The following is a 26,697-nucleotide window of genomic DNA, read 5'->3' as shown; positions in this document are numbered from 1 at the left end:
ACAGGCCTATATAATACGGAAACGCACTTGAGCATATGGAGATCAGAATGCAAGCGCCTCAATCAACCGTTGACCCATCGGAAATCGCTAAATTCGAAGCGATGGCCGCCGAATGGTGGGATGAGAACGGAAAATTCAAGCCTCTGCACATGCTCAACCCCTGTCGGCTGGACTATATCACCAGCCAGATTGCCGGGGAGTTCGACCGGGATTTAACGCAACCGACCCCTTTCAAGGGCCTGCGCATTCTCGACATCGGCTGCGGCGGCGGGCTGCTGGCAGAACCCATGGCCCGGCTTGGCGCGGATGTGGTGGGCGCGGACGCGGCAGAACGCAACATCCCCGTGGCCCGCATCCATGCAGAGCAATCCGGGCTCCAGATCGATTACCGCCACACGACCGCAGAAGCGCTGGCCGAGGCCGGGGAGCAATTCGATGCCGTATTAAATATGGAGGTGGTGGAACATGTGGCCTCGCCCATCGACTACCTCATCGCCTGTCGCAAACTTCTGAAGCCTGGGGGGTTACATGTCTGTTCTACCCTGAACCGGAACCCGAAATCCTACGTGATGGCGATTATCGGGGCCGAGCATGTGATGCGCTGGCTGCCCAAGGGCACACATGAATGGTCAAAGTTCATCACCCCGGATGAGCTGTTCGATCTGCTGCGCGACGCAGGACTCGACCCGGTCGACCGCAAGGGCTTCGTGTTCAATCCGGTGTCGTGGTCCTGGAAGCTGTCGGATCGCGATCTGAGCGTCAATTACGTGACCGCCAGCGTCAAACCCGCCTAGGTATCATCGCCAAGCTGGATGCGCATCTCACGCAGGATGGGGAGCGCGCCACGCACCTGATCGGCCCCCATCTTTTCAACCATCTGCGTGATGACGGGTGTCACGGAGCCCACCGCATGGTCGCGCGCCTGGCGGCCTGCCGGACTGATCGCGACAAACTTGCGCCGGGCGTCATCCCAATCGGGCCGGATATGCACATATCCTGCCCATTCCAGTTTGCTGAGTGTATTCGTCATGGCACCGCGTGTGACGTGGAACGTGTCCGCCAATTGTGCCGGTGTGCGCTCATCTCCGATCCAAGCCAAATGATTCAGCACCGAAAAATGCGAGATTTCCATACCCTTTGGCAGCACCCGGCTGAGCCGCGCACGCACGAGGTGATCCGCCGCCATCACCTCGGTGAACAGCGCAATCGCCAGCGAATTCCTGTCATCATCCATTCAAGGTCCGTCAAAGGGCCGCGCATTTTCAAGGCTGGGCACCTTCCCCCGCGCCGCATCCACTTGTCCCATATCGATGTCCGTCATGTAAACGCCCGCCGCACGGCCTGCGTCCAATTGCACCTCGCCCCATGGGGTCACGACAAGCGAATGCCCATAGGTTGATCGGGTCTTGTGCCGGGTGCTGGCGTGGGTGCCGGTCTGGGCGGGGGCCAGTACAAAGCAGCCGGTTTCGATCGCCCGGGCCCGCAGCAGCGTGTGCCAATGGGCGGCCCCTGTCACCGGCGAAAAGGCCGCCGGCACGGTCAACATGCGCGCGCCGGCCCGCGCCAAGGCCAGATGCAACGCCGCAAACCGCAGGTCGTAGCAGACGGTCATACCCACCGTGCCAAAGTCGGTTGCCGCGGTGACAGCTCGCGCACCGGGGCGATAGCCATCCGATTCGCGGAATGTTTCCTCCGGCGTGACCTGCACGTCGAACATGTGAATTTTATCGTAGCGGGCGACCACCTCACCCTGTGGATCAATCATGAACGAGCGATTGGCAAAGCGGCCATCCGCATCCGTTGTTTTCAAGGCAAGCGATCCGATCAGCAGCCAGATGCCCAAAGCCTCGGCCTCGGCACACAGCGCGGCAAGGGTCGGATCATCCGCTTCGAGATGCAGCACATCCTGCTGATGGGCCCGGCTGGTGGAGAGACAGTTGGTGACTTCGGGCGTCAGGACAAATTCTGCGCCGTCCCGGGCCGCCTGCCGGATGAAAGCCAGCGTAACCGGCAGGTTTTCAGCTGGATCATCGGTGACGTTTAGCTGGATCAGCGCGGTCTTCATCATGCCGCCAGAAGCTTGTCCAGATTGCCACTGCGTTCCAGCTCGTATAGATCGTCACACCCGCCAACATGCACATCACCGACAAAAATCTGCGGCACCGTGCGTCCACCATTGGCGCGCTGGATCATCTCCGGTTTGCGGTCGGGGTTGCTGAGCACATCGAATTCAGCGAAGTCCACGCCCTTTTGCGACAAAAGCCGCTTGGCCGCATGGCAAAACCCGCAAAGAGGCGAGGTGTAGATTTCGACATTTTTCATCGTGGCAGTCCTTTTCAACGCAGGTGTTGAAAAGGCATTTAGGCATTTCTTGTCACGCGCGCTAGGGTTACGACGTAAACCGGCCCTGATCCGGCGGCCAGACAGGCGTCGGTTGCAGAGGATAAGGTCGCCCCCGAGGTCAGCACATCATCCACCAAAAGCACCGGCCTGCCCGCCATCCTGTGACGGCGCCGCGGATGCGCCCGGATCGCGCCCTTGACGGAGGTAAAGCGCACCTCTTTCGTCAGCCCGTCCATCGATTGCGTGCGCCGCTGACGTTGCAAGAGATCAGGACATACCGGCAACCCCGTATGCCGTGCCAGCGCCTGCGCCAGCAGCGCCGACTGGTTGTACCGCCGTTTGAGCAGACGCATCCAATGCAGCGGGATCGGCGCGATGAGCATATTGTCGAGCGGCAGATCTTCGATCACGCGCGCCATCCACAGGGCCGCAGGCTGGGCAATCTCCTGCCGGTCACCGTGTTTCAGGGCCAGCACCAATCGGCGCGCGTTATCCTTGTAGAGCAGGGCGGCCCGCCCCTTGGCCCAGGGCCGCGGCGTGATCATGCAGTCATCGCATTTGAGCACGTCGCCCTCATCATCGCCCGGCAGCGGCGTGCCGCAGGTGTCGCAGATCGACCCGCCGATAAAGGGCGTGTCCCGCCAGCAGGCACCGCAAAGGCCAAAGTCACTTTCGACCTGTCCACCGCATCCGAGACAACGCGGCGGGTAAATCAGTGAAACTGCTGTTTGAAAACCAAGCTCCGCCACGTTATCTGATCCTTCCATGACCACACCGAACCAACTGACCGATACCCGGGCTTTGTCCCTGCACCGCGCGCGGGCAAAGTCGAACGGGCTATTCCTGCAAGAATCGGCAGCTGACGAGATTCAGGATCGGCTGGGCATGGTTAATAGAGCGTTTAAATCGCCCGCGGTTGTGACCCCTTTTGCCGATCTCTGGGCGCGCCGCCTGCCCTCGGCAAAAGTGGTCGAGGACAGCGATACCCTGGCTCTTGAGCCCGGCGCGCATGATCTGGTGATCCATGCGATGTCGCTGCATTGGGCCAATGATCCGGTGGGCCAGCTGATCCAGTGCCGCCGCAGCCTGAAACCCGACGGGCTGCTGATTGCAGCAACGCTGGGCGGCCAGACACTGGAGGAATTGCGGGCCTGCATCGGACAGGCCGAGATCGCGATCACCGGCGGGCTATCCCCCCGGGTGGCCCCGATGGGCGAAATCCGCGACCTTGGGGCTTTGTTGCAACGGGCGGGTTTTGCCTTGCCCGTGGCCGATAGCCTGCCGATCCGGACCGAGTACCGGGACGCGATGCATCTGATGCACGACCTGCGGCAGATGGGTGAGACAAATGCGCTCAGCCAGCGTCGGAAAACCACCCCGCCGCGGGCCCTTTTTACCCTGACTTCACAGCAATATGCCGAGGCCTTCTCGACCCCGACGGGTCGGGTCAAAGCAACGTATGAAATGGTCTTTTTGACCGGATGGGCCCCGGATGCGAGCCAACAGCAACCGCTGCGGCCGGGGTCCGCAAAACAAAGGCTTGCAGATGCGCTTAAGGTGCCGGAGGTGCCTTTGGGCGATTGACCCGCGCTGAAAACTGACTATTTCACCACGATACGCCGAGAACAAGGAACACACCATGCTGGACAGCAGCTCCACCGCAAAAGCGATGGCCCGGCCCGCACACGCAGAGGCGGATCATCCGGCAATTGCAAAGCCAAAGATCGGCATTCTGCTGGCCAACCTCGGCACACCCGACAATTACGACTACTGGTCCATGCGCCGGTATCTCAACGAGTTCCTGTCAGACCGCCGCGTGATCGACTACAGCCCGTGGATATGGCAGCCGCTGTTGCAGCTCATCATCCTGTCGAAACGCCCGTTCTCATCCGGCGCGGCCTATAAATCGATCTGGAACGAAAAAGACGGCGAGAGCCCCTTGATGACCATCACCAAGGCGCAAACAGCCAAGGTCAAAGAGGCGATGCACGCGCGCCACGGCGATGAGGTGATGGTTGACTTCTGCATGCGTTACGGCAATCCGTCCACCCGATCAAAAGTGGCCGAGATGACAGCCGCAGGATGCCGTAAGATACTGTTTTTCCCGCTTTATCCACATTATGCGGGGGCCACGTCGGCGACGGCAAACGATGAATTTTTCCGCTCTCTGACCTATGAAAAATGGCAGCCGACCACGCGCACCGTCGATCCCTATTACGACCGGCCCGACTATATCGAAGCGCTCGCCCAGTCGATCGAGAAGGCCTACGCCGGTCTGGAAAAACGCCCTGACATCCTGGTCTGCTCTTATCATGGCGTGCCCATCCGCTATCTGATGGAGGGCGACCCCTACCACTGCCAGTGTCAGAAGACGACGCGGCTGCTCAAAGAACGGCTGGGTTGGAAAGACACGGAAATCACCACAACCTTTCAGTCCAAGTTCGGCCCGGAAGAATGGCTGAAACCCTACACGGTAGAAGAAGTCGCCCGGCTGGCGGAGGCCGGCAAAAAGAACATTGCGGTCTGTGCGCCTGCGTTCTCAGCCGACTGCATCGAAACGCTCGAAGAGATCAACGAAGAGATCAAGGAAAGCTTTGAAGAAGCGGGCGGCGAAGATTTTACGTATATTCCGTGCCTGAATGATGACGACGCGCATATCCGTGCACTTTGCAATGTCATCAACGATAATCTGAGCGGCTGGATCGACTGAAACCGCGCCAGCGCCGCGGCAAATAAAAAAGGCGGCGTATTTCTACACCGCCTTTTTTTGTGGTTGGAATCCTATTAGGAAACCGCAGCTGCGACAATAACCAGCAGAAGCAGTGGAAGCAGGATACCTGCAGAAGACCCTTGTGTTTCTTCTACGATAACTGGCGCTTCAACGATTGGCTCTTCCAAAGAACCAGCGAATGCTGTGGATGCTGCGGCGGTGAAAGCAGCTGCGAGAACGAGTTTTTTCATATCATAACCTCCAGAAAAGGCATGCTACGCAATGCGATAGCATGCACCCAAGACTTACCTCGTGCTCAAATGTAAAACACCATACGCCTGCCTTTGCAAACCTGATTCGCCAAGAACGTCGGTAAACCGCCGAAATGTCGTCAAATTAGCAACACCTGTGTTCCGACCTCTGAAAACCCAAAGAGTTCAGCGATGTGCTCATTGTAAAGACCGATACACCCGTTGGAGGACTGACGCCCGATCTTGCGGGTGTCGTGGGTGCCGTGGATACGATAATAGGTCCAGCTGAGATACAGGGCGTGGGTGCCCATGGGATTGTCGGGGCCGGGGCCGATGTACTCCGGCCAGTCCGGATTACGCTTCAGCATGGAGGGCGTCGGCCGCCAGCTCGGCCCATCCACCTTACGCACCACCTGCGTTCTGCCACGTCGGGTCAGGTCTTCGGACAGCGGAACGCTGGAGGGATAAAGCTTGTAGAAATCGCCCTCTTCGGCCCAGTAGTGCAACGCACGGCTGTCGATATCCACCAGAATGGCACCGCGGCGCAGGTTCGAGAAATAAGGCCGCCAATCCAGCGTCCGAAAGCTGGAGCTGTTGCGCCGAACGGTTTCGGTCAGATCCCGCTCACCCTCTGTGGTGCTTGAGGAATTGACCGATCCCAGGTCTTGCGCCAGGGCAGGTGTCGCCAACATCGCAGCACTTCCTGCCAAGAACGCGCGGCGGCCGGGCTTATTAAAGGTATTCTCAGACATCAACTGCCTCCATAGATCAATGGTGTTCATTTTGTCGCCACTTTATGGCGAGAAAGCCTCAGTCGCAAATCAAACAGATGTCATTGCACCCGGTCACGTCGATGTGCGTTTGAAATATCACGCCGGGCAGGATATGTGGCAAAATACCGTTTCAGGAGAGTTTTATGATCCGTCTGTTTTCGCTTTTTCTCGCTCTGGCCGTGGCTCTGGCAGCTTGCGCCCCATCACCCAGCGGCACAAGATTGGGACCAGATGGCAAACCGCTCCCTCAGGTCTATCGGATCAAGGATCGCGACACAGCGAATATCCAGTTCCGGATGCTGGATGCGGTGAACGCGCTGCGTGGCGCATCCGGCCAGCAGGCCGTTGCCTTGGATTCGCAATTGAACGCTGCGGCAGCGACCCACTCGCGTGACATGTCGGTGCAGAACCGGCCCTGGCACTTCGGATCGGATGGGTCTTCTCCGATCGAGCGGGTCCAGCGGGTCGGGTTTTCCGGCAGGTTGGTCGGCGAAAACATCTCCGAAACCTTTGAGAGCGAGCTTGAAACCCTTGGGGCCTGGATGGAAAAGCCGGACACACGCCGGATCATCCTCGACCCCTCGGCAGACGCTCTCGGATTTGCCTGGTATCAGGAAAACAACGGCAAGATCTGGTGGACGATGATCCTGGGCGATACCGGCGGCGGGGTCGCCGCCAGCAGCTGATCCTCAGGCGTTGAGCTGGATCAGCGTGTCGTTGCGCACCATCGCGTAAATCTCTTCGATCTCATCGTTGGTCACGGCGATGCAGCCCCACGTCCAGTCCGGTCTATCCCGTCTGAACCGCGATTTCTGCCCGTGAATAAAGATGTCGCCCCCTGGTGATTTCCCGACAGCTTTGGCCGCCGCGTAATCGTTGGTGTTTGGATAGGAAATCCCCAGCGACAGGTGGAATTCGCTATTCGGATTGCGCCGGTCGATACGGTAAAGGCCCTCTGGCGTCCTGCCGTCCCCTTCGAACTGCTTGTGGCCCACAGGCGCAAATCCAAGGTGGATGTCATAGCTTTTCAAAAGCTGCTCGTTGTGCAGCAGATGCATTCGGCGTTCGCCTTTGTTGACAACCACAAAGGACACATCCGGTCCGTCATATCTTTTGAATTTCGAATCCGTTGCACAGGCCCCGACAGACATCAGCGCGGCTGTGCCCATCAATAACTCTCTTCGACGCATGTTCTTGCTGTCCCGTTTTTCTTTTTGTTCTCTGCTCTTTTGCCATTTCTACCATGGAGATTGCGTTAAACAAGGTCACAAAAACGTCAGGACGGGGGCTTATTTTTCAGCTGCTCCTCAATCGCAACCAACCGTGTGAGCACTTCATCACGGTAGGCATCGGTCACGGCCCCTGCTTCCTGCTGGTGCGCATCTTGCATCGAATTCACGATCAAACCCACCAAAAGGTTCACGACGGCAAAGGTCGTGACCATGATGAAAGGCACGAAAAACGCCCAGGCGTAGGGATAGACCTCCATCACCGGACGCACGATGCCCATGGACCAGCTTTCCAGCGTCATGATCTGGAAAAGCGTGTAACCGCTTTGTGGCAACGACCCGAACCACTCTGGAAAGCTGGCGGCAAAGAGCTTGGTCGCGATCACCGACCCGATGTAGAAGATGATCGCCATCAAAACGAAAACGCTGCCCATGCCGGGCAGGGCGGTGACGAACCCTTCAACCACGCGGCGCAGGCTCGGGGCGACAGAAATCACCCGCAGCACCCGCAAGATCCGCAGCGCCCGCAAGACGGACATGGTCTGCGAGCCGGGCACGAGGGCGGCCCCCACGATCACCATGTCAAAGATGTTCCAGCCGTTTTTGAAAAACCGCCCGCCCCGCGCAAAAAGCTTGAGCAGGATCTCGACCACAAAGAAGGCAAGGCAGGCCTTGTCGAGGGACACGATCAGCCCGCCGGCCATGGACATGAGCCGGGGCGATGTTTCCATCCCCAGCAGGATCGCGTTAAAGATGATAACGCCGATGACAAGGCTGGTGACCCATCGCTGGTCCAGCCAGATATCAAGACGTTCTCTGATACTCATCACGCTCTCCTTTGTTGCGCTCATCGCATATGGGATTTGGTCAAACAGGCGACAAGCTCAACATGTGAGGACCAGCGGAATTGGTCCACAACCTGTATCCAGCCCAGATCATACCCAGCCGATACCAGAACCGATGCATCGCGCGCAAAACTAACCGGGTTGCACGAAACATAGGCGATGCGCGGCACATCCGCCTTTGCCAGTTCCGCCACCTGCGCCTGCGCCCCCGCGCGCGGGGGATCGAGCACAAGCGCCTGTGCTTTGGCCATCTCATCGGGCATCAGCGGGCGGCGAAAGAGATCGCGTGCTTCGGTCGTGATCCTCTTGAGGCCCTGCGCATGACGCCACCCGGCATCGAGGGCGGCCAGCATCGCCGCCTCCCCCTCAACCGCATGGACCTCTGCATCCTGCGCCAGTGGCAGGGCAAAGGTGCCACAGCCTGCAAAAAGATCGATGACGCGGCCCGCGCCCGCCACGATTTCCCGAACCGCGTCGGTCAGAACACGTTGCCCATGGGCCGTGGCCTGCAAGAACGCACCAGGGGGTGGCGCGACCTCGGCAACCCCAAAGTCAAGCACCGGCGGCGCGCGCATCGCGACGACCTCATCCCCCCATGTGAGCCGCGCAAGACCCATCTGGTCACAGATCGCCGCCAACTGCTGGCGCAGGGGACCATCCAGCGGCTTGCCCTGTGTGACCGCCACATCAAGCCCGGTCTGCGTCGCGGTCACCATAACGGACAGCGGCGTTTTGCGACTGGCCCCGACCACCGCAAGCGCTTCGGCCACCGGCAGACCCCGCAGAATATCGGGATCTACCAGCTGGCAATCGGGCACCGGCACAATGGTGTCTGACGCGCGCCCATGAAAACCCGCCATCGCCGCCTTTTTGGTTCGCCGCGCGGCAAAGCCGGCCCGGCGGCGCGATGTCGCGGGCGAGGTTTCTATCGCTCTGAATTCAGGCGCCAGCCCCTGCGCCTTGAGCGCCATGCGCACCACATCAAGCTTCCATTCCGCCACAAAGGTGTCATCCGCATGTTGCAACTGACACCCGCCGCAGGATTTGTAATGCACACACGGCGGGTGGACCCGCCGATCGGACGGGGTCAGGATTTTCACATCTGTCAGGGTCTGGCCCGAGAGTGTGCCCGTCACCTGTTCGCCCGGCAGCGCCCGCGGCACAAAGACCGGACCCTCGGCAATGCCGTCACCCTGCACTCCGAGACGCGTGATGGTTACTTCTGTCATTGTCCTGCTTTAGGCCCGAAACCGGCGTGATGCCAGTGCTACTCCGCCGCCTGGGTGCGGATAAAACCGCCCGATTGCCGGTCCCAGTACTGCGCATAAAGCCCGCCCTGAGCCAGCAGCGTCTCGTGATTGCCATCTTCGACGATCTGGCCATCGTCCATCACGACGATGCGGTCCATCTCGGTCAGCGTTGACAAGCGGTGCGCAATGGCCAGAACGGTCTTGCCCTCCATCACCCGCTCAAGCGCGGTTTGAATGGCCGCCTCCACCTCGCTGTCGAGCGCGCTTGTTGCCTCGTCCAGCACCAGAATGGGCGCGTCCTTGAGGATCGCGCGTGCCAAGGCAATACGTTGTCGCTGCCCGCCGGAGAGTTTCACACCCCGCTCGCCCAGATGCGCATCATATCCGACGCGCCCCTTGTGATCGACGAGATCCTGTATGAACCCGTGCGCTTCGGCTCTTTCCGCCGCTGCAATCACCTCTGCCTCACTGGCCTCGGGGCGTCCATAAAGGATGTTGTCGCGGGCAGATCGGTTGAACATCGCGGTTTCCTGCGTGACCATGCCGATGCTGCGCCGCAGGCTTTCCTGCGTCACCTCGGTGATATCTGCGCCATCGATGGTAATCTGGCCCTTTTCCGCATCGTAGAGCCGCAAAAGCAAGGCAACCAGCGTCGATTTGCCAACACCGGACGCGCCGACGATGCCGACCTTTTCACCGGGATGGATGGTCAGGTTGATCCCCTGCACGCCCCCTTTATCACGCCCGTAGGCAAAACCCAGATCCTGCAGGTCGATCTGGCCCTCCGGCACGATCAAATCCTGTGCTTGCGGGTGATCCTCCACCCTGTTGCGGGGCGTCAGCGTGCGGATGCCGTCCTCGATCTCACCGATGTTGGAATAGATCGCCATCAGGGTGAAACTGACCCAGCCGGTCATTTGCGAGATGCGGATCGCAACCGCCCCCGCCGCCACGATATCGCCCTGGCTGGCCTGCCCGGTTTGCCACAGCAGGATCGTGCCCCCCAGCAGGAGCACCGGCAAAATCCCCGCCAGTGTCATCAGCGCAAAGCGAAAGCCCGCCGCGAGATAGCCAAACGACAACGCCCTTTCGCGGAAGGTCTGCATCGAATCCAGCGCCGCGCGGTCCTCGTGATCCGCATGCGCGAAAAGCTTGACCGTCTTGATGTTGGTGATCGTATCCACCACCTGACCCGACACCATCGCGCGCGCGCCGGCGCGCGCGGCAGACCGCGCCCGGACACGCGGCAGAAACCAGTTGATGAGGGCGAAGTACCCGGCCAGCCAGACGGCAAAGCCCATCGCCACACGCCAGTCGATGGCAAAGAGCAGAATGACCGACCCGATCAGCGAGGCCAACGCAAAGGCCACGACGTTGATCACCTCGACCACCACATCCGTGACGGCGCGCGCCGCCTGCATCTGCTTCTGGGCGATCCGGCCCGCGAAATCGTCGTCAAAGAACCCCACCGTCTGGCCTAAGGTCCAGCGGTGCAGCCGTGACAGGACCAGTGGGTTCACATTCGGCCCGACAATGATCGAGTTGGCGGAGGCCGAGAGACCAAAGAACACCGGGCGGGCAACCACAAAGAACGCCACGGCCGCAACGACCAGGCCGATATTCTCACCTTCGAAAAACCGCTCCGGCCCGGCACTGGCGGTGGCATCGATGACCAGACCGAGGATCAGTGCGGTGCCTGCCTCCATTGCCCCTGCCAGCGCCGACAGAAACGCCGCCAGCCAGAGCGCAGGCCAGGACCCCGACAGGCACCAACGCATGAAGGCGGCCAGTGTTTGCGGCGGGGGTCCGTCCGCTGGCCGGAAGGCCTCGATCCATCGGTCTATTCTCACGCGTCTTCCTCAATGGTCAGAAATCCGCCCGACTGCCGGGCCCAGAAATCTGCATATAGCCCACCGCGCGCCAAAAGCGCGTCATGGGGGCCGTCTTCGACAATCCGACCCTGATCGAGCACCAGAATGCGGTCCATCTGCGCAATCGTGGACAGGCGGTGGGCGATGGCGATGACCGTCTTGCCCTCCATCATCCCGTAGAGTGTGTCCTGAATAGCCGCCTCCACCTCGCTGTCGAGCGCGCTCGTCGCCTCGTCCAGCAGCAAAATGGGCGCGTCCTTGAGGATCACCCGCGCCAGCGTCACCCGCTGCCGCTGCCCGCCGGACAGTTTCACACCCCGTTCGCCCACATGCGCGTCATAACCACGTCGCCCCTGCGGATCCTCAAGGTCAAGGATGAACGCATGCGCCTGCGCCTGGCGCGCGGCCGCGATCATCTGCTCCTCAGTCGCGTCGGGCCGGCCATAAAGCAGGTTGTCCCGCACCGACCGATGCAGAAGCGAGCTGTCCTGCTGCACCATCCCGATGGCGAGCCGCAGGCTGTCCTGCCGCACCTTGCTGATGTCCTGCCCGTCGATGCAGATGCTGCCGCCTTCGACATCATAGAACCGCAGCAACAGCTTGACCAAGGTGGATTTGCCCGCGCCCGAACGCCCCACAAGGCCTACTTTTTCCCCGCGCCTGATGGTCAGATCGACGTTTTCCAAGCCACCGGACTGACGCCCGTAGTGATGGGTCAGACCCTTGATGGAAATCTCGCCCTTGGTCAATTTCAGCGGCTCGGCAGCATCTGCATCTGTCAGGCGAATGGGCTGGGCAATGGTCTGCATCCCCTCGGAGACGACCCCAAGTTCCCGAAAGAAGCTGGTCAGCGCCCACATGATCCAGCCGGTCATCGCATTCAGCCGCAGGGTCAAAGCGGTGGCTGCCGCAACGACACCGACGCTCGCACTGCCTTGCATCCACAACAGAAAAGCCCACCCCACAACACCAACAATCAGCAAGCCGTTCAGCATCACCAGCGTGAAATCCATCATGGTGAAGATCCGCATTTCCTTTTGGAAGGTTTGGCGCGCAGCCTCGATGGCCTCTTTGGCGTAGTCGAGCTCCTTTTCGTGATGCGCGAACATCTTGACCGAATGAATGTTGGTATAGGCATCCACCAACCGGCCCGTCAGCCGCGACCGGGCATTCGATGCCGCCTCAGACGCCGGACCCACACGGGTCACCGTCCAATGCACCAGCCAACCATAGAGCACGAACCACGCCAGCAGCGGCAACAGCAGGCGGGGGTCAGAAATGCTCAGCAGAATGGCGGCCCCGATGAAGTAGGCCAGCGAAAAGGAAATCGCGTCGAAAATTTGAAAGATCACCTCGCCGCCCGCCGAAGGGGCCTGCATGATCCGGTTTGCAATCCGACCGGCGAAATCATTCTCGAACCAGCCCACCGACTGACGCAGCACATGACGGTGCGCCCGCCAGCGCATCAGCATACCAAAGTTCGGCAGGATCGCGTTGTTCAGCAGCAAGACATCCAGCGCCTGAATTGCCGGACGCAGGAACACGATAAAGAGCGCCATCAGGATGAACTCGGTCCCGTGCTCTGCCCAGACACGGGCCGGGTCACCTTCCATCAGATCAATGATGCGACCCATGTAATAGATCAGCCCCACCTCAATGGCGGCGACAACGATCGACATGAAACCTGCAAGGTAGAACAGGGGCCGGAAGGGTTCGGCGAAGGACCACAAAAACGGCCAGATGCGGGTGGGAGGCTGATTCGTCTCAACGTAATCAGCATAAGGGTCGACGAGGTTTTCAAAGAAACGGAACATGGGGCGGAGGCCTTGAGTGCAAGATGTACGAAATGGCCAGACGCCGCGACCGGCTGTCTGGAAGGATTGGATTATATCAGCCTTAGCTGTCCCAGATCCCGCGATACATTTCGTATTCCTCCGTTGTCGTGACCATGACCTAGCAGACAAGCAGGCCGTCTGTCGAGGTCTTCATGCGTCCCTCAGCAAATCATCGCGCGAGAGCGTAAAACCGGACGCGATCCAGCGAGTTTCCAGGGCCGCGAGACGCGCGCCCAGAGCCTTGCCCTGGTAGCTTGGCATCAGGTCTTTCGCGCCGATGGGCAAGACCGCCGTTGCCGCCCTGTTCAGCGGTACAAGGCTCTGCCTTGCCAGCGGCTGACCGGCAAAGGCTGCCCGCAAGATCGCAGCCCGACGCGCGATATCGGCACCCTGCCGGTACGCAAGCTCCGGCAGGGGCGTGGCATCAAAACCCACGGCGCGCAGCAACTCCAACCGGCGGGTGTCCGCCCGGCTGAGGCGCAGCCGCTTGGGGACATCCTGCCCGCCCAGCGCCGCAAGGCGGAGCATCGGATCGGGGGCCTCGTCCAGGGTCTGTTCGAGATGCACCACCGGTGCCAAAAACCGGTCGTCACTGCCGGGCAGAACGCGCGTCAGACAGCCAGCCTGCCGCATGGCCGCAATGGCCGGGGTGGGATCAGGCGCTTTCAACAGCCTGACCACCTCGTGACCAACCCTCTCCGCCGAAAGGGTCTCCAGCCCGTCCGAGTTTCGCGCGATGGCGTCCAGCGCGTCGCTGTCAAACCCGTCTCCAACCTGGGCATACCAGGCATGGAACCGGAAATAGCGCAGGATACGCAGGTAATCCTCGCGGATGCGGCGATCAGCATCTTCGATAAACCTGATCCGCCGGTTCAGACAATCCTCCACCCCGCCAAGGGGGTCGACGATCAACCCATCCGGCTGCGCATAAAGCGCGTTGAGCGTGAAATCCCGACGCCGGGCATCCGCAGAAATATCGGTCGAAAACGCCACCGTCGCGCGGCGCCCGTCGGTGGAGACATCCTGCCGAAACGTGGTGACTTCAAACCCCTTGCCGCCCGCCACGACCGTGACAGTCCCGTGGTCAAATCCGGTCGGCACAACCCGGAAACCCGCAGCCTGCGCTAACCGGGTGACCTCATCTGGCAAAACATCCGTGGCCAGGTCGATGTCTGATCCGCCGACCTTGAGCAGCGCGTCGCGCACGCAGCCCCCAACAAAGTAAATTCTGCCACCATCCGCCATGATCGCGCGGCACACCCCTTGGGCGTTTTCGTCCCGCAACCACGGCGTGGTCATCGGCAATCTCATGTCATCTGGCTCATGTCATCTGGTCGGTCCATGCCCGCAACATACGCGCAGTTGCGCCCCAGATGTAATAGGGCCCGTAAGGCACGGCGAAATAGGACCGCCGATGCCCGCGCCAGCGCCGCGATTCAACGATGAAGTTCGACGCGTCCAGAACATGGGGCAGCGGGACGCTAAAGACCTCGTCCACTTCGCCGGGCTCCGGCACCTGCTCGAAAGCGGTATGGATATAGCCGATGACCGGCGTGACCAAAAAGCCTGTCACGGTCTCATGGGCGGGCAGATGCCCCAGCACCTCGACATGGCTGGGCGGCAGGCCGATCTCTTCATGGGCTTCGCGCAGCGCAGCCGCCGTCACGCTTTCGTCAGTGTCATCCTGCTTGCCCCCCGGAAAGGCGATCTGTCCGGGGTGGTGCTTGAGGGCGGAGGATCTTTTGGTGAGGATCACCCGCATGTGGTCCTCCTGCTGGAAAAAACCCACCAAAACACCCGCCGGCCGCAATTTGCGCCCCTCCGGCAGGAGGGTCCCCGGATTCAGATCAAAATCAGACGAGGGCCGCCCCGGTCGGTCCAGGGCGGCTCTGATCCGTGCGCGATCATACACCTGATCCGTCGCTTTCGGCCTCGAACCCGACCGTGGCGGGGTCAAGGTCGTAATGCGCACCGCAAAACTGACAATCGGCGGTCACCCGACCCTCATCCGTCGTCATCTTTTCGATATCCCGCGCAGAGTAGATCGACAGGCTCTGCCGGACCCGGTCTTCGGAACAGGTGCAGCCGAACCGGACAGGTTGCGTGTCATAGACCCTCGGCTGTTCCTCATGAAAGAGCCGCAGCAACAGGTCATTGGGCGCAAGCGACGGGCCGATCAATTCCATCTCCTCGACGGTGTCGAGCAGGATGTTCACCCGGTTCCAGTTCTCTTCCTGGTCGCCCTGCACCAGATCAGAGGCTTGCAGAACGTCCCCAGACCCCTCGCCTTGCGCCACGAAAGGCGACGCTTTAGGCATGTGTTGCAGCATCACGCCACCTGCACGCCAATGTTCTTCGACCCCCGGTTCGGTCGATTGCCCGAAGCTGAGGGAGAACCGCGTTGGCAACTGTTCAGACTGCGCAAAATAAGCCTCGGCACAGGCCGAAAGCGAGCCGCCCGAAAGCGGCGTGATCCCCTGATAGGGCGTCATGCCCCTGCCCTGATCGATCATGATCGCAAAATACCCCTCGCCCACCTGATCGAAGGCAGAGGCATCCGTCAGCCGGTCGGCATCATAGCTTGCATAGGCCCTGATGCGGGCCGGGGCCCCCTCCTCTTCGGGACCATAGTAATCGGTGGAAATCATGCGCACAGGCCCTTTGGACTGGACCTGCAACTGCAGCTTCCAGCGCAGCTTGATCGTCTGCCCGATCAAGGCGGTCAGCACGGCCATTTCCGCCACCAGCGCTTCGACCTGCGGCGGGTAGTCATGTTGTTTCAGGATACCATTCAAGGCCCCGTCAAGACGGGCCACACGTCCGCGAATATCGCTTGCATCGAGCTGAAAGGGCAGGATCGTATCGTCCCACGCGATCTGATGTCCAAGTGTCATTGGGGTTTCCTTATGGCCAGGCGATTGGCATACCGCGTCCATATAAGGGGCTCAAGCCCATTGAAAAGAGGATGTGCCAGAATGATACCGCGGATCGGCCATGCGCCCGATGCAAGGCAACGCTATGTCCTGAGGCCGGGCGCTTATGCCATCCTGCCCCTAAAACAAAGGTTTCTGCTGACCATGCAGGTGGCAGACGACATCGACATCCAGCTGCCGGGGGGCGGGATCGACCCCGGCGAGAGCCCGCTCCAGGCCTTGCACCGCGAAGTGATGGAAGAAACCGGCTGGCGGATCGCCGCGCCCCGACGTCTCGGGGCCTTTCGCCGGTATGCTTACATGCCGGAATATGATCTTTGGGCGGAAAAGCTGTGCCACGTCTATACCGCCCACCCGGTCTATCAATTGTCAGAGCCCGTGGAGCCGGATCACCTGACGTTGGTTCTCTCTGGCCCGGAAGCCATTGCGGCCCTTGGCAATGATGGCGACAGGCGCTTTCTATCCACCTACCTGTCGCGACCCTTGGGCTGAAATTCAAACAGGATGCCCGAGATATCATCCGGGAACTCCGCATGGCCGGCAAACTGGCAGAGGTTCCAGATCAGCGTCTCAAAGAGCGCCGGGCCCTCAACCTCCCGCAGATCCGTCAAAAACCTCTCCAGACCTTCTTCGCCCAGCATGTCGCCGTCACTGTCAGGGCATTCCGTGATCCCGTCGGACAGGATCAGCAGCCGGTCACCGGGATAGAGTTGTGCCTCGAATTCCGTAAACGTGACGTCTGACATCAATCCGACCGGGAAGCCGCCCGGCCCGTCCTGCTCCACAGCACCCGATTTGCGCTGGATGACCGGATGTGGATGACCGGCCTGCCCGATCCTGACCTTGCCTGTCTCAAGGTTCACATCGGCGAGCATCAACGTGAAATAATGCTCTGTCTCCATCTCGTCGAGAACGAGCTCGTTCAGCGTTCCCATGGCCTGGGCCAGGGGTCGCGACCGATAGGTACCATCCTGCGTTTTTTCAAGCGCGATGTTCTGATCCAGGGCACTGCCCGAAAGATAGCCGGCAAGCCGGGCCGTCATCAGCGCAGAGCTGATCCCATGACCCGACACATCAAGGGAAAAGAGCCCCAGATGGCCGTCACCGGCGGGATAATACCCAACCAGATCACCGCCAACATGGCCGCTGGAGCGCAAAAGCAACGACAGATTGCTGGCACCGAATGTCTTGAAGCGCTCCGGGATCAGCGATTGCTGCAGCTGTTTGGCCTCGATGAGGTCGTTATCAAGCGAATCGTAAAGACGTTGGAGCTCTTCGAGCGTCTCCCCAATCATGCGGTTCTTGAGCGTCAACTCGTGCTGCATCTCAAGAATGCGCTCGCCTGCTGTGATGCGGGCGCGCAGCTCGTTGCCGTTCACCGGCTTGGTCAGAAAGTCATCCGCCCCCGCATCCAGCCCTTCCGCCACGTCGTTCTTTTCGCTCTTGGAGGTCAGCAGGATGAAATACCCATAGCTGTCGAGCGTCAGCTCTCTGAATTCCTTGCAGAATTCTATTCCGCTAAGGCCCGGCATGATCCAGTCACTTATGACAAGTTCCGGTCGGCGATCCTTGCAAATCTCCAGCGCCGCTTCCCCTGACGCGGCCTCGATCACGTCGTATCCCCAGCGGGACAGCGAACTCGACAGAATTTTACGCTGCAACTTGCTGTCATCGACGACCAGGATGAGCCGCTTGTCAGCAACAGGAGCCTTTCGGCGGCCGGAAGGATCACGAGGGGTCAATGCGGGCATAAAAAAAGAATGGCTGGCCTATAATTGGTGATCTTCCTTACGCTGCGACTCTTAAAGTCAGGTGAAGACAAGAATTCACGGCAGACATTGCAGGAATTAAACCTGCTGTTAGTTGTTTTATGCGACCCTGCAGCAGTGTCTGAAAGGAAACATGGGATGATTGACTGGGATCGGGTAGCCGCCTTGCGAGAGGAAATCGGACCAGAAGACTTCGATGAAGTGGTTGAACTTTTCCTTCAAGAAGTTGATGAAGAAATCGAAGCGCTCTCAGCTCAAAAGCAACATGACGGCCTGGCGGACAAATTGCATTTTCTGAAGGGCAGCGCGATGAGCCTGGGCTTCAGGGAGTTCTCCAACCTCTGCCAAAGTGGAGAAGTGGCGTTATCGAAAAATGCCGCCGCCGCCATCGACCTGCCAAACCTGCAGACAAGCTACCAGACGTCCCGGTCGACGTTTCTGACCGGGCTGCAAGACCGCTTCGCCGGCTAGATCAGTTTATAAAAATCCATCGGTCGGGCCGCGCCGAATTCGTCAACTGCCCGCTGGCGCAGCGACACCATGCCCTTGATCCATGCGTCATGGTCGCGCGCGCGGTTCATTGCGTATCCGTGAACCTCCGGATGCGGCAGGACCAGAAAGCGGTTGGCCTGAACCGCTTCAATCACGCAGATCGCAACTTCATCTGCGGACAGAAGACCCCGGGCCGTTTCTGCCTGCGCCTCCGACAACCCGATCAGCGGGGTGGCCACATACTGCGGGCAGACCAAAGACACACCGATACCGTCGGCCGCATGTTGGATAGCCAGTGATTCCGCAAAGCTGACAGCGGCATGTTTACTTGCCGAATAGGCCGCATCGCCGATCTGGTTCAACAGGCCCGCCGCCGAGGCAACAGTCACGAAATACCCGCTGCCCCGCGCAATCATCTTTGGCAGCAAAAGGCGCGCGGCATAGACCTGGGCCATGACATTGACCGACCAGCATCGCGCCCAATCGGTATCAGAGGCAGATCCTGCATGGCCGCTTTGAGATGATAAAACACCTGCGTTAGAGACAAAAATATCAATCTCTCCAAGATTTCGTTCGATGGTGGCAATGGCGCGCTGCAAAGCAGCTTCGGTCCCGACATCACAGGCCACGAACAGATCCGAAAATCGATCCGGCGGCGGCAACAGGTCAATTGACGCCGTCTGTGCCCCCGCTTGCGCAAACCGGCGCAAAAGGGCCGCCCCAATCCCGCTGGACCCGCCGGTCACCACGACTGTCTTGCCTGCAAATGCCATGGGCTCAGATCACGAACTGCGCAAGCGTTTCGTCGTTTGTAATGTCGGTATAGGTAAAGCCCGCATCATCGATCCGCTGGAACATCTGGGAGAAATTACGCGGATCGTCCGTCTCGATCCCGATCAGGACAGAGCCGAAATTGCGCGCGGATTTTTTCATATACTCAAAGCGGGTGATGTTGTCGTGGGCGCCCAGCATCTGCAGAAAATCCTTCAGCGCGCCGGGGCGCTGCGGCAACCGCAGGATAAAGTACTTCTTGAGGCCCGCATAGCGCTGCGCACGTTCCTTGACTTCGGGCAGACGTTCGAAATCGAAATTGCCGCCCGAGGCGATGCAGACCACCGTCTTGCCTCTGATCTGATCTGCGATCTCGCTCAGCGCTTCGACCGCAAGCGCGCCGGCGGGCTCCAGAACAATGCCTTCGACATTCAGCATTTCGACAATGGTGCCACAGATGCGGTCCTCCGACAGGTTCAGGATATCCGCGGACGAGACGTCCTTCAGCCGCGCAAAAGTCCGCGCGCCAAGCTTGGCAACGGCAGCCCCATCCACAAAACTGTTGATCGGTGAGACGTCAACCGGCGCACCCTCTTCAATCGCAGCGGCAAGGCTTTTGGCCCCATCGGGCTCAACAAAGGTGTAGGCGGTTTCCTTGCCGAAATAGCTGCGGCATCCGGCAGACAGACCGCCACCGCCCACGGGCAGGACAATCCTGTCGGGCGCACGGCCCAACTGCTGTGAAATCTCCGCCGCAACGGAGGCCTGCCCCTCGATCACATCCTCATCGTCAAAGGGCGACAGAAAATGCCCGTCGGCCCCTGCGCAAAACGCCTGAGCTTCGGCTAATGTCTGGTCGAAATAGTCACCAACCAGGCGCACTTCGACGTGATCGCCCCCAAAAATCCTGGTTTTCATGATCTTTTGTTCGGGCGTTGTCACCGGCATGAACACCACCCCGCGCACGGCGAAATGCTTGCACATGAAGGCCACACCCTGCGCGTGATTGCCCGCACTTGCACATACAAAAAGATCATGCGCCGGGATCACCTTGCGCATCGCGTTGAACGCTCCCCGCAGCTTGTAGGACCGCACCGGGCTCAGGTCTTCGCGCTTGAGCCAGATGTCGGCCCCGTATTTCGTGCTCAGCAGATCGTTGCGCATCAGCGGCGTGGCCGGGAAAACCTCCCGCATGGCAGTGGTTGCCGCATCAGCGCTTTGACGAAATGGGGTGGTCATGACCTAGCCTCGCAAACTCAATCCTTTGTCGATACGCCCGAGGCAGCGATGCGTCAACGCAGGCTTCAATCTTGCCCGTGCTTTCGAAAACCGGTAGGTCGCGTTTCAAATCGTAAAGGAAGCTTTCATGTCCGCCCCTAAAAAAGTTGTGCTCGCCTATTCGGGCGGTCTTGATACCTCGATCATTCTCAAATGGCTGCAAACGGAATATGGCTGCGAGGTCGTAACCTTTACCGCCGATCTGGGCCAGGGCGAAGAGCTTGAACCGGCACGCGCCAAGGCCGAGATGATGGGGGCAAGTGCGATCTACATCGAGGACCTGCGCGAAGAGTTCGTGCGCGATTTCGTCTTTCCGATGTTCCGGGCTAATGCGGTCTACGAGGGGCTCTATCTGCTGGGCACCTCCATCGCGCGGCCGCTGATTTCCAAGCGTCTGGTCGAGATCGCCGAGGAAACCGGTGCCGATGCCGTGGCCCATGGGGCGACCGGAAAAGGCAACGATCAGGTCCGGTTCGAGCTTGCGGCCTATGCGCTGAACCCCGAGATCAAAGTGATCGCCCCCTGGCGCGAATGGGACTTGTCCAGCCGCACCAAACTGATTGATTTCGCAGAGAAAAACCAGATCCCCATCGCCAAGGACAAACGCGGGGAGGCCCCGTTTAGCGTGGATGCAAACCTGCTGCACACCTCGTCAGAGGGCAAGGTGCTCGAAGATCCTGCCGTGGATGCCCCCGATTATGTCTATCAGCGCACCGTCAGCCCCGAAGAGGCGCCCGAGACACCGGAGTACGTCGAGATCGGGTTCGAGCGCGGTGACGCGGTCAGCCTCAACGGTGAGACGCTGTCGCCCGCGACGATCCTCACCCGCCTGAATGAGCTGGGCGGCAAACATGGCTGCGGCAGGCTCGATCTGGTAGAGGGGCGCTTTGTCGGCATGAAATCACGCGGCATCTACGAGACCCCCGGCGGCACGCTGCTGCTGGAAGCGCACCGGGCCATTGAATCCATCACGCTTGATCGCGGGGCGATGCACCTCAAGGACGAGCTGATGCCGCGCTACGCGGAGCTGATCTATAACGGGTTCTGGTTCAGCCCCGAACGCACGATGTTGCAGGCCGCGATTGATGCAAGCCAGACCCATGTGACCGGCACCGTGCGGCTCAAGCTTTACAAAGGACATGCGCGCACGGTCGGGCGCTGGTCCGATCACTCGCTCTATTCCGAGGCGCATGTGACGTTCGAGGATGATGCGGGGGCCTATGATCAGGCGGATGCCGCAGGGTTCATCCAACTGAACGCGCTGCGGCTGAAGTTGCTGGCGGCGCGAGATCGGCGCCTGGATCGCAAGACATGAGCCTCGAGCAGATCGCTGAGCGCATTCAGAAGGCGCTCGATAAGCGACCGCTCGACAACAGTCTGAAATTTGACTGCGGGACGGATGGGGTTCTGACCTTGTCGGGAACGCAGGCGGAGCTGGCAGATCATCCGGCGGATTGCACGATTGGTATTTCGTGGGCCAATCTGGAAAAACTGATCGCGGGCAAGCTCAACCCAATGACGGCCTTTGCCATGGGCAAGCTCAAGGTCTCGGGCGATATGTCGGTGGCGCTGAAGCTCGGCAAGCTGCTGGGATAAAACTCAAAGCTTATGCGCCGCGAGTTTTTCGTAGTGCGGCATGGCCTGCTCGCACAGCGCCGCCAAAGCACCGTCGAGAGCAGGCAACGGCCCTTCCGCACCGGCGAACCCGGTGCTGCGATGCACCGCCCCGTACCAGTGTTTCGCCCAGACCCCATCCTCGATCCGGGGACCGGCGGGCCAGCGCAGCATCGCCGGATCAAAGGGCAGGTCAATCGCAGAACAGAGACTGCGCAGGGCTTTTTCGGGGTTTTCGCGGATATCGAAACTGTCGATCACAAAACCTCCAACCCGGTCAAACAGCGCTGTTTGCTGGGCAAAGCCGATCTGGTCAAAGGTCAGATCCTCCCATTTCGCCGCATAGCTGGCGATGACCCGCGCGGGGTGCCGGATCAGGTGGACGTTGACGCAGGCCTCCGCCCACCCCATCGGAAAGCCGTCGATCATGTGATGCGGCATGTGTTTCATGTAGAGATGCGGCGTGTCCTGCGGGGCGAGACAGGCCACCGCCACCGCCTGCGGGTCTGTTTCATGTTGGGCGAGGATTTCCGGCCGCATCGGGTGATCGTTCCCGCTGGCCTGCAGAAACGGCGCGTAAAACGGCTCGTCCATGACAGTGAAATCCGGCCGCGCACCAAAGCTGTACATCATCGCCGTCGACAGGTTGCGCGGCCCCGACCACATCGCGATCCGCATCAGGGACGTGCCATTGGTTTTGTTTCAATGCGCATGATCCGGCACCCCATTCTGTTTCAATACACGATAAAAACCCGCACCAAAGCTGCCAAGCCGTAAACTTCTTTCACCAGCCTGTGAGATCGCGGCAAAGCGAATTGCCACATCCGCGCATTCCCGTCAGGGTATCCACAAAAGGAGGACAGCATGTTCAACCAATACACCTTTAAGTCCGTGGCGCTTGCCGGGATGATCGTTCTTGGGCTTTTCGCGCAGACTCATAAATCCGCTGCGGCAGACCTTGAAACCATTACCGTAGCGGGTGGTTGTTTCTGGTGCGTCGAATCGGATTTCGAGCGGGTCAGTGGCGTGAAAGAGGCGGTCTCCGGCTTTATCGGCGGCACGGTGTCAAACCCAACCTACAAACAGGTGGTGAACGGCGGCACCGGCCACTACGAGGCGGTTCAGATCACCTTTGATCCCGATGTGGTCAGCCGCGACAGGCTCTATGCCATGTTCTTCCGGTCGGTCGATCCGACCGATGCCGGGGGGCAGTTCTGTGACCGCGGGGACAGCTATCGCACGGCAATCTTTACCTCCTCCACAGCGCAAGCGACTGCGGCGGCAAAAGCCAAGGCAGAGGCGCAGAATGATCTCGGCGCGACGGTGGTCACCCCGATTCTCGAGGCGAGCACCTTCTATCCGGCGGATGAGTACCACCAGGACTATTACAAGGGCACGCAGCTGGTTCTGACCCGGTTTGGCCCCAAACGTCAGGCTTCAGCCTATAAAGCCTATCGTGAAGCTTGCGGTCGGGATACCCGTGTCAAGGAGCTCTGGGGCGATGCGGCCCCCTTTACGGGCAGTTAACCGAGCCTCTGATCCTGGATCTCCTTTAGGTCCGGGATCACATCCGCAGTGCCGACCCGCGTGACCATCAGGGCGGCCGCCTGCGTTGCCAGATCAATCGCCTGCGCCATCGGCATGCCCCGGTCCAGACCTGCAATCAGGTAGCCGGTAAAGGTATCGCCCGCGCCGGTGGTATCGACAGGGGTGACCTCCAGGGCCGGAAAGTCCTGAACGCCCGCGTCCTGCGACATCCATCGGCAGCCCTTTGCGCCCATGGTGACAACGATGTCCGCAACAGCCATTTCATCCAGGTTAGAGCCTGTTTCCGCTGTCAATTGGGCGGCTTCGACCTCATTGAGAACCAGCAGGTCCAGAAAAGGCAGTACCGTACGCACGGCGCCGGCATCAAAAGGTGCGGCGGCATAGACAACCCGCAATCCAAGCCCCTGTGCGGTCTGGGCGGCATAGGGCTGACCATTGGTTTCATTCTGGGTGACAAAGATATCCCCGGCAGAGGCTTCGGCCAGGGCCGCCCCGATCATGCCGTCATCGACCGCATGGTTCGCGCCTGCAAACAGCACGATGGCGTTTTCACCTGCCGCATCGACGCAGATATTCGCATGCCCGGTGGGGGCAGACACCTGGGCGATGTGACGTGTGTCGACGCCGTATTCCATCAACCGATCCGAGGCCCAACGCCCATCTGACCCAACCGCCCCGATATGGACCACGCGCGCGGCAGCCCGGGCGGCGGCCACGGACATATTGGCACCCTTGCCGCCCAACCCCCGGGTCAGTGCCGTGGCCGCCAGTGTCTCGCCCGGGGCCACCAGATGCGGCACGCGGTACACGTTGTCCGCGTTGATCGATCCGAGGTTGTAGATCGCCATCAGCCCACCTTGCAGGCCGCAAGCACTGCCATGTTCAGAATATCATTCGCCGTCGAAGCGGTGGAGCAGATCTGGATCGACCCGTCCACACCGGCAAGGATCGGGCCGATCACCGTCGCCCCCGCCATTTCCTGCATCAGCTTGACCGAAATGCTGGCCGAGTGCCGCGCGGGCACCACCAGAATATTGGCGGGACCGGTCAGGCGCGAGAATGGATAGCTGGCCTGCACAGCCGTGTTCAGCGCCACATCCACCGTCATCTCACCCTCATATTCGAAATCGACGCCGCGTGCGTCGAGCACCTTGGGCGCGCGGGCCATCTTCGTGGCGCGTTCCGACACCGGATAGCCAAAGGTCGAAAAACTGACGAACGCCACGCGCGGCTCCAACCCCATGTTCTGCGCCACCATCGCAGCCCGTTCTGCGATATTCGCAAGGTCTTCCTCGTCGGGCCACTCGTTCACGATGGTATCCGCAATGAAGACGATCCGGCCTTTGTGCAGTACCGCCGTGATCCCTGCGACGCCATGGTCTTTGTCCGCATCAAAGACGTGATTGATCCTATCGAGAATATGCGCCGATTTGCGCGTCGCCCCGGTGACCAGCCCGTCGCCATGCCCGTGGGCCAACATCAGCGCGGAGAACACATGCCTGTCGCGGGCAGCCAGCCGGTGGATGTCCTGCGCATCGAAGCCGCCCCGGTTCAGCCTGCTGTAGAGAAAATCCTTATAGGCATCGAGATGCGTGGTATTGGCGGCATTCACGATTTCGATCTCGCGCACCGCATCGGGCATGCCCGCCTGCTCAAGCTTGGTTTTGACGTCATCCTTGCGCCCGACCACCAAGGCCTTGCCGAGACCCGACCGTTGATAGATCACCGCCGCGCGCAGCACGCGGGGATCGTCCCCTTCGGCAAAGATCATCCGGGCCTGATTTGCCCGCGCCCGCGCATTGATGCCGCGCAGTATGCTCGCCGTCGGGTCCATGCGCGTCTTCAGCGACAGCTCATAGGCCTCCATATCGATGATCGGTCGCCGGGCGGCGCCGGTATCCATCCCCGCCCGCGCCACCGCCAGCGGCACCCGATGAATAAGCCGGGGATCGAACGGCGTGGGGATGATGTAGTCGCGCCCGAACGACAGGTGCTTGCCATAAGCCAGCCCGACCTCATCCGGCACATCCTCGCGTGCCAGATTGGCCAGCGCGTGGGCGCAGGCGATCTTCATCTCGTCGTTGATGGCGCGGGCGTGGATGTCGAGCGCACCCCGAAAGAGGTAGGGAAACCCAAGCACGTTGTTGACCTGATTGGGATAATCACTGCGCCCGGTGGCGACAATAGCATCGGCGCGCACCTCGTGGGCTTCTTCGGGCGTGATCTCGGGATCGGGATTCGCCATGGCAAAGATCACCGGGTCTTCGGCCATGCTCTTGACCATCTTCTGGGTCACAGCCCCTTTGACGGACACCCCCAGGAACACATCCGCACCTGTCATCGCATCTTCGAGTGTGCGGGCTTCGGTGGTCACCGCATGACCCGACTTCCACTGGTTCATGCCCTCGGTGCGGCCCTGATAGATCACGCCCTTGGTGTCGCACATGATGCAGTTCTGGTGCTTGGCCCCCATGGCCTTCAGCAACTCCAGACAGGCGATGCCCGCCGCCCCCGCGCCGTTCAGCACGATGCGCACATCCTCGATCTTCTTGCCCGACAGATGCAGCGCGTTGATCAGCCCCGCTGCACAGATCACCGCCGTGCCATGCTGATCGTCGTGGAAGACCGGGATGTCCATCTCTTCCTTGAGGCGCTGTTCGATGATGAAACACTCGGGCGCCTTGATATCCTCGAGGTTGATACCGCCAAAGGTCGGCCCCATCAGCTTGACCGCATTCACGAAGGCGTCCGTATCCTCGGTATCCAGTTCGATATCGATGGAATTCACATCGGCAAAGCGTTTGAACAGCACCGCCTTGCCCTCCATCACCGGTTTTGAGGCCAGCGCGCCGAGATTGCCCAGACCCAGCACCGCCGTGCCGTTTGAGATGACAGCAACCAGATTGCCCTTGTTGGTGTAGTCATAGGCCGTCTCGGGGCTTTGCGAGATCGCCTCGCAGGGCACCGCCACACCCGGCGAATAGGCAAGGCTGAGGTCGCGCTGGGTTGTCATCGGCACGGTTGCCGTGACCTCGAATTTTCCGGGGGTCGGTTCCAGATGGAAGGCGAGCGCCTCTTCTGCCGTAACGCGGGTCTTGGACATGCACTTTCGCCTTTTCTGAGTATTCCAGCGTATAACCCTTAGCCCAGCCTGCCCAGCGCCTCAAGCAAGCTCCATTTGGGGT

The 26,697-nt window shown here is 60.3% G+C and carries 29 protein-coding genes; 9 read left to right on the top strand and 20 right to left on the bottom strand.

Going from position 1 to position 26,697, the window contains the following annotated elements:
- Positions 1–47: 47 nt before the first annotated feature.
- On the top strand, positions 48–794 hold the full coding sequence (gene ubiG, locus H7847_RS09330) for a bifunctional 2-polyprenyl-6-hydroxyphenol methylase/3-demethylubiquinol 3-O-methyltransferase UbiG (protein ID WP_227269208.1): 747 nt from the start codon (positions 48–50) through the stop codon (positions 792–794).
- Here the strand turns inward: ubiG and H7847_RS09325 are convergent.
- Genes H7847_RS09325 through H7847_RS09310 form a run of 4 tightly spaced genes read right to left on the bottom strand, consistent with a single transcriptional unit; the run spans position 791 to position 3,110 of the window.
- Positions 791–1,234 (bottom strand): MarR family winged helix-turn-helix transcriptional regulator, encoded by a 444-nt coding sequence (locus tag H7847_RS09325; protein ID WP_227269207.1) that lies wholly within the window; start codon positions 1,232–1,234, stop codon positions 791–793. The two genes, ubiG and H7847_RS09325, sit on opposite strands and share 4 nt — an antisense overlap.
- A complete protein-coding gene (locus H7847_RS09320; protein ID WP_227269266.1) occupies positions 1,235–2,065 on the bottom strand; it encodes a carbon-nitrogen hydrolase family protein in 831 nt (276 codons plus the stop codon).
- Positions 2,065–2,322, bottom strand: coding sequence for a glutaredoxin 3 (gene grxC, locus H7847_RS09315; protein ID WP_227269206.1), 258 nt, complete (start codon positions 2,320–2,322; stop codon positions 2,065–2,067). Before grxC ends, H7847_RS09320 begins: the two co-directional genes overlap by 1 nt.
- Before the next feature lie 38 nt (positions 2,323–2,360).
- On the bottom strand, positions 2,361–3,110 hold the full coding sequence (locus H7847_RS09310) for a ComF family protein (protein WP_227269205.1): 750 nt from the start codon (positions 3,108–3,110) through the stop codon (positions 2,361–2,363).
- Between H7847_RS09310 and H7847_RS09305 the strand changes: the two genes are divergently transcribed.
- Together H7847_RS09305 and hemH are read left to right on the top strand one after the other, a co-directional pair.
- Positions 3,109–3,927: a methyltransferase domain-containing protein gene (locus H7847_RS09305; RefSeq protein WP_227269204.1), complete on the top strand. Its 819-nt coding sequence runs from the start codon at positions 3,109–3,111 to the stop codon at positions 3,925–3,927. The two genes, H7847_RS09310 and H7847_RS09305, sit on opposite strands and share 2 nt — an antisense overlap.
- 55 nt (positions 3,928–3,982) lie before the next feature.
- Complete coding sequence (gene hemH / locus H7847_RS09300; protein WP_227269203.1) at positions 3,983–5,053, top strand: ferrochelatase; 1,071 nt, start codon at positions 3,983–3,985, stop codon at positions 5,051–5,053.
- Positions 5,054–5,127: 74 nt separating this feature from the next.
- Here hemH and H7847_RS09295 read toward each other — a convergent pair whose 3' ends face one another.
- The gene (locus H7847_RS09295) at positions 5,128–5,304 is read right to left on the bottom strand and encodes a hypothetical protein (RefSeq protein ID WP_227269202.1); all 177 of its coding nucleotides are present in this window, start codon (positions 5,302–5,304) and stop codon (positions 5,128–5,130) included.
- Between the two features lie 140 nt (positions 5,305–5,444).
- On the bottom strand, positions 5,445–6,056 hold the full coding sequence (locus tag H7847_RS09290) for a L,D-transpeptidase (RefSeq protein ID WP_227269201.1): 612 nt from the start codon (positions 6,054–6,056) through the stop codon (positions 5,445–5,447).
- A 164-nt stretch (positions 6,057–6,220) separates the two neighbouring features.
- Here H7847_RS09290 and H7847_RS09285 point away from each other — a divergent pair, with 164 nt between their 5' ends.
- Positions 6,221–6,763, top strand: coding sequence for a CAP domain-containing protein (locus tag H7847_RS09285; protein WP_227269200.1), 543 nt, complete (start codon positions 6,221–6,223; stop codon positions 6,761–6,763).
- Positions 6,764–6,766: 3 nt separating this feature from the next.
- On the opposite strand, the gene H7847_RS09280 is transcribed toward H7847_RS09285, so the two are convergent.
- From H7847_RS09280 to hslO, 8 genes are all read right to left on the bottom strand, one after another.
- Positions 6,767–7,267 (bottom strand): L,D-transpeptidase family protein, encoded by a 501-nt coding sequence (locus H7847_RS09280; RefSeq protein ID WP_227269199.1) that lies wholly within the window; start codon positions 7,265–7,267, stop codon positions 6,767–6,769.
- 86 nt (positions 7,268–7,353) lie between these two features.
- On the bottom strand, positions 7,354–8,133 hold the full coding sequence (locus H7847_RS09275) for an ion transporter (protein WP_227269198.1): 780 nt from the start codon (positions 8,131–8,133) through the stop codon (positions 7,354–7,356).
- A 20-nt stretch (positions 8,134–8,153) separates the two neighbouring features.
- The gene (locus H7847_RS09270) at positions 8,154–9,380 is read right to left on the bottom strand and encodes a class I SAM-dependent RNA methyltransferase (protein ID WP_227269197.1); all 1,227 of its coding nucleotides are present in this window, start codon (positions 9,378–9,380) and stop codon (positions 8,154–8,156) included.
- A gap of 38 nt (positions 9,381–9,418) precedes the next feature.
- A complete protein-coding gene (locus H7847_RS09265) occupies positions 9,419–11,251 on the bottom strand; it encodes an ABC transporter ATP-binding protein (protein WP_227269196.1) in 1,833 nt (610 codons plus the stop codon).
- Positions 11,248–13,086, bottom strand: coding sequence for an ABC transporter ATP-binding protein (locus H7847_RS09260; protein ID WP_227269195.1), 1,839 nt, complete (start codon positions 13,084–13,086; stop codon positions 11,248–11,250). Before H7847_RS09260 ends, H7847_RS09265 begins: the two co-directional genes overlap by 4 nt.
- Before the next feature lie 171 nt (positions 13,087–13,257).
- Positions 13,258–14,406: a CCA tRNA nucleotidyltransferase gene (locus H7847_RS09255; protein ID WP_227269194.1), complete on the bottom strand. Its 1,149-nt coding sequence runs from the start codon at positions 14,404–14,406 to the stop codon at positions 13,258–13,260.
- 22 nt (positions 14,407–14,428) lie between these two features.
- The gene (locus H7847_RS09250; RefSeq protein ID WP_227269193.1) at positions 14,429–15,019 is read right to left on the bottom strand and encodes a CoA pyrophosphatase; all 591 of its coding nucleotides are present in this window, start codon (positions 15,017–15,019) and stop codon (positions 14,429–14,431) included.
- The gene (gene hslO, locus H7847_RS09245) at positions 15,012–16,001 is read right to left on the bottom strand and encodes an Hsp33 family molecular chaperone HslO (protein ID WP_227269192.1); all 990 of its coding nucleotides are present in this window, start codon (positions 15,999–16,001) and stop codon (positions 15,012–15,014) included. The genes H7847_RS09250 and hslO overlap by 8 nt, the downstream gene beginning before the upstream one ends.
- A gap of 81 nt (positions 16,002–16,082) precedes the next feature.
- Between hslO and H7847_RS09240 the strand changes: the two genes are divergently transcribed.
- On the top strand, positions 16,083–16,532 hold the full coding sequence (locus H7847_RS09240) for an NUDIX domain-containing protein (protein ID WP_227269191.1): 450 nt from the start codon (positions 16,083–16,085) through the stop codon (positions 16,530–16,532).
- Here the strand turns inward: H7847_RS09240 and H7847_RS09235 are convergent.
- Entirely contained in the window at positions 16,508–17,791 is a 1,284-nt protein-coding gene (locus H7847_RS09235; protein WP_227269190.1) for a PP2C family protein-serine/threonine phosphatase, read from the bottom strand. The genes H7847_RS09240 and H7847_RS09235 overlap by 25 nt on opposite strands.
- A 156-nt stretch (positions 17,792–17,947) precedes the next feature.
- Here H7847_RS09235 and H7847_RS09230 point away from each other — a divergent pair, with 156 nt between their 5' ends.
- Complete coding sequence (locus tag H7847_RS09230; RefSeq protein WP_227269189.1) at positions 17,948–18,280, top strand: Hpt domain-containing protein; 333 nt, start codon at positions 17,948–17,950, stop codon at positions 18,278–18,280.
- On the opposite strand, the gene H7847_RS09225 is transcribed toward H7847_RS09230, so the two are convergent.
- Positions 18,277–19,074 carry an SDR family NAD(P)-dependent oxidoreductase gene (locus H7847_RS09225; protein WP_227269188.1) on the bottom strand — a complete coding sequence of 266 codons (798 nt, stop codon included), beginning with the start codon at positions 19,072–19,074 and terminating at the stop codon, positions 18,277–18,279. The genes H7847_RS09230 and H7847_RS09225 overlap by 4 nt on opposite strands.
- 4 nt (positions 19,075–19,078) lie before the next feature.
- Complete coding sequence (gene ilvA / locus H7847_RS09220; protein WP_227269187.1) at positions 19,079–20,311, bottom strand: threonine ammonia-lyase IlvA; 1,233 nt, start codon at positions 20,309–20,311, stop codon at positions 19,079–19,081.
- 127 nt (positions 20,312–20,438) lie between these two features.
- Here ilvA and H7847_RS09215 point away from each other — a divergent pair, with 127 nt between their 5' ends.
- Positions 20,439–21,665 carry an argininosuccinate synthase gene (locus tag H7847_RS09215; protein ID WP_227269186.1) on the top strand — a complete coding sequence of 409 codons (1,227 nt, stop codon included), beginning with the start codon at positions 20,439–20,441 and terminating at the stop codon, positions 21,663–21,665.
- The gene (locus H7847_RS09210) at positions 21,662–21,946 is read left to right on the top strand and encodes an SCP2 sterol-binding domain-containing protein (protein WP_227269185.1); all 285 of its coding nucleotides are present in this window, start codon (positions 21,662–21,664) and stop codon (positions 21,944–21,946) included. The genes H7847_RS09215 and H7847_RS09210 overlap by 4 nt, the downstream gene beginning before the upstream one ends.
- 3 nt (positions 21,947–21,949) lie before the next feature.
- On the opposite strand, the gene H7847_RS09205 is transcribed toward H7847_RS09210, so the two are convergent.
- A complete protein-coding gene (locus tag H7847_RS09205; RefSeq protein ID WP_227269184.1) occupies positions 21,950–22,642 on the bottom strand; it encodes a sulfotransferase-like domain-containing protein in 693 nt (230 codons plus the stop codon).
- A gap of 228 nt (positions 22,643–22,870) precedes the next feature.
- Here H7847_RS09205 and msrA point away from each other — a divergent pair, with 228 nt between their 5' ends.
- Positions 22,871–23,491 (top strand): peptide-methionine (S)-S-oxide reductase MsrA, encoded by a 621-nt coding sequence (gene msrA, locus H7847_RS09200; RefSeq protein WP_406675983.1) that lies wholly within the window; start codon positions 22,871–22,873, stop codon positions 23,489–23,491.
- Here the strand turns inward: msrA and H7847_RS09195 are convergent.
- On the bottom strand, positions 23,488–24,360 hold the full coding sequence (locus tag H7847_RS09195; protein WP_227269182.1) for a ribokinase: 873 nt from the start codon (positions 24,358–24,360) through the stop codon (positions 23,488–23,490). The genes msrA and H7847_RS09195 overlap by 4 nt on opposite strands.
- A complete protein-coding gene (locus H7847_RS09190; protein WP_227269181.1) occupies positions 24,360–26,615 on the bottom strand; it encodes an NADP-dependent malic enzyme in 2,256 nt (751 codons plus the stop codon). The genes H7847_RS09195 and H7847_RS09190 overlap by 1 nt, the downstream gene beginning before the upstream one ends.
- Between the last annotated feature and the right edge of the window lie 82 nt (positions 26,616–26,697).

It is taken from the genome of Roseobacter weihaiensis (assembly GCF_020622345.1).
GTDB classification, from domain to species: domain Bacteria; phylum Pseudomonadota; class Alphaproteobacteria; order Rhodobacterales; family Rhodobacteraceae; genus Roseobacter; species Roseobacter weihaiensis.
This window is presented reverse-complemented; position numbering and strand designations above follow the sequence as displayed.

Coding starts and splice junctions, on each gene's coding strand:
- grxC (WP_227269206.1), bottom strand. CDS start 2,322: ATGAAAAATGTCGAAATCTACACCTCGCCTCTTTGCGGGTTTTGCCAT.
- H7847_RS09195 (WP_227269182.1), bottom strand. CDS start 24,360: ATGGCGATCTACAACCTCGGATCGATCAACGCGGACAACGTGTACCGC.
- H7847_RS09235 (WP_227269190.1), bottom strand. CDS start 17,791: ATGCCCGCATTGACCCCTCGTGATCCTTCCGGCCGCCGAAAGGCTCCT.
- H7847_RS09285 (WP_227269200.1), top strand. CDS start 6,221: ATGATCCGTCTGTTTTCGCTTTTTCTCGCTCTGGCCGTGGCTCTGGCA.
- H7847_RS09325 (WP_227269207.1), bottom strand. CDS start 1,234: ATGGATGATGACAGGAATTCGCTGGCGATTGCGCTGTTCACCGAGGTG.
- H7847_RS09305 (WP_227269204.1), top strand. CDS start 3,109: ATGACCACACCGAACCAACTGACCGATACCCGGGCTTTGTCCCTGCAC.
- hemH (WP_227269203.1), top strand. CDS start 3,983: ATGCTGGACAGCAGCTCCACCGCAAAAGCGATGGCCCGGCCCGCACAC.
- H7847_RS09210 (WP_227269185.1), top strand. CDS start 21,662: ATGAGCCTCGAGCAGATCGCTGAGCGCATTCAGAAGGCGCTCGATAAG.
- ilvA (WP_227269187.1), bottom strand. CDS start 20,311: ATGACCACCCCATTTCGTCAAAGCGCTGATGCGGCAACCACTGCCATG.
- H7847_RS09295 (WP_227269202.1), bottom strand. CDS start 5,304: ATGAAAAAACTCGTTCTCGCAGCTGCTTTCACCGCCGCAGCATCCACA.
- H7847_RS09255 (WP_227269194.1), bottom strand. CDS start 14,406: ATGACCACGCCGTGGTTGCGGGACGAAAACGCCCAAGGGGTGTGCCGC.
- H7847_RS09205 (WP_227269184.1), bottom strand. CDS start 22,642: ATGCGGATCGCGATGTGGTCGGGGCCGCGCAACCTGTCGACGGCGATG.
- H7847_RS09320 (WP_227269266.1), bottom strand. CDS start 2,065: ATGAAGACCGCGCTGATCCAGCTAAACGTCACCGATGATCCAGCTGAA.
- H7847_RS09310 (WP_227269205.1), bottom strand. CDS start 3,110: ATGGAAGGATCAGATAACGTGGCGGAGCTTGGTTTTCAAACAGCAGTT.
- H7847_RS09270 (WP_227269197.1), bottom strand. CDS start 9,380: ATGACAGAAGTAACCATCACGCGTCTCGGAGTGCAGGGTGACGGCATT.
- hslO (WP_227269192.1), bottom strand. CDS start 16,001: ATGACACTTGGACATCAGATCGCGTGGGACGATACGATCCTGCCCTTT.
- H7847_RS09215 (WP_227269186.1), top strand. CDS start 20,439: ATGTCCGCCCCTAAAAAAGTTGTGCTCGCCTATTCGGGCGGTCTTGAT.
- H7847_RS09275 (WP_227269198.1), bottom strand. CDS start 8,133: ATGAGTATCAGAGAACGTCTTGATATCTGGCTGGACCAGCGATGGGTC.
- H7847_RS09225 (WP_227269188.1), bottom strand. CDS start 19,074: ATGGCATTTGCAGGCAAGACAGTCGTGGTGACCGGCGGGTCCAGCGGG.
- H7847_RS09230 (WP_227269189.1), top strand. CDS start 17,948: ATGATTGACTGGGATCGGGTAGCCGCCTTGCGAGAGGAAATCGGACCA.
- H7847_RS09240 (WP_227269191.1), top strand. CDS start 16,083: ATGATACCGCGGATCGGCCATGCGCCCGATGCAAGGCAACGCTATGTC.
- H7847_RS09260 (WP_227269195.1), bottom strand. CDS start 13,086: ATGTTCCGTTTCTTTGAAAACCTCGTCGACCCTTATGCTGATTACGTT.
- msrA (WP_406675983.1), top strand. CDS start 22,871: ATGATCGTTCTTGGGCTTTTCGCGCAGACTCATAAATCCGCTGCGGCA.
- ubiG (WP_227269208.1), top strand. CDS start 48: ATGCAAGCGCCTCAATCAACCGTTGACCCATCGGAAATCGCTAAATTC.
- H7847_RS09280 (WP_227269199.1), bottom strand. CDS start 7,267: ATGCGTCGAAGAGAGTTATTGATGGGCACAGCCGCGCTGATGTCTGTC.
- H7847_RS09190 (WP_227269181.1), bottom strand. CDS start 26,615: ATGTCCAAGACCCGCGTTACGGCAGAAGAGGCGCTCGCCTTCCATCTG.
- H7847_RS09290 (WP_227269201.1), bottom strand. CDS start 6,056: ATGTCTGAGAATACCTTTAATAAGCCCGGCCGCCGCGCGTTCTTGGCA.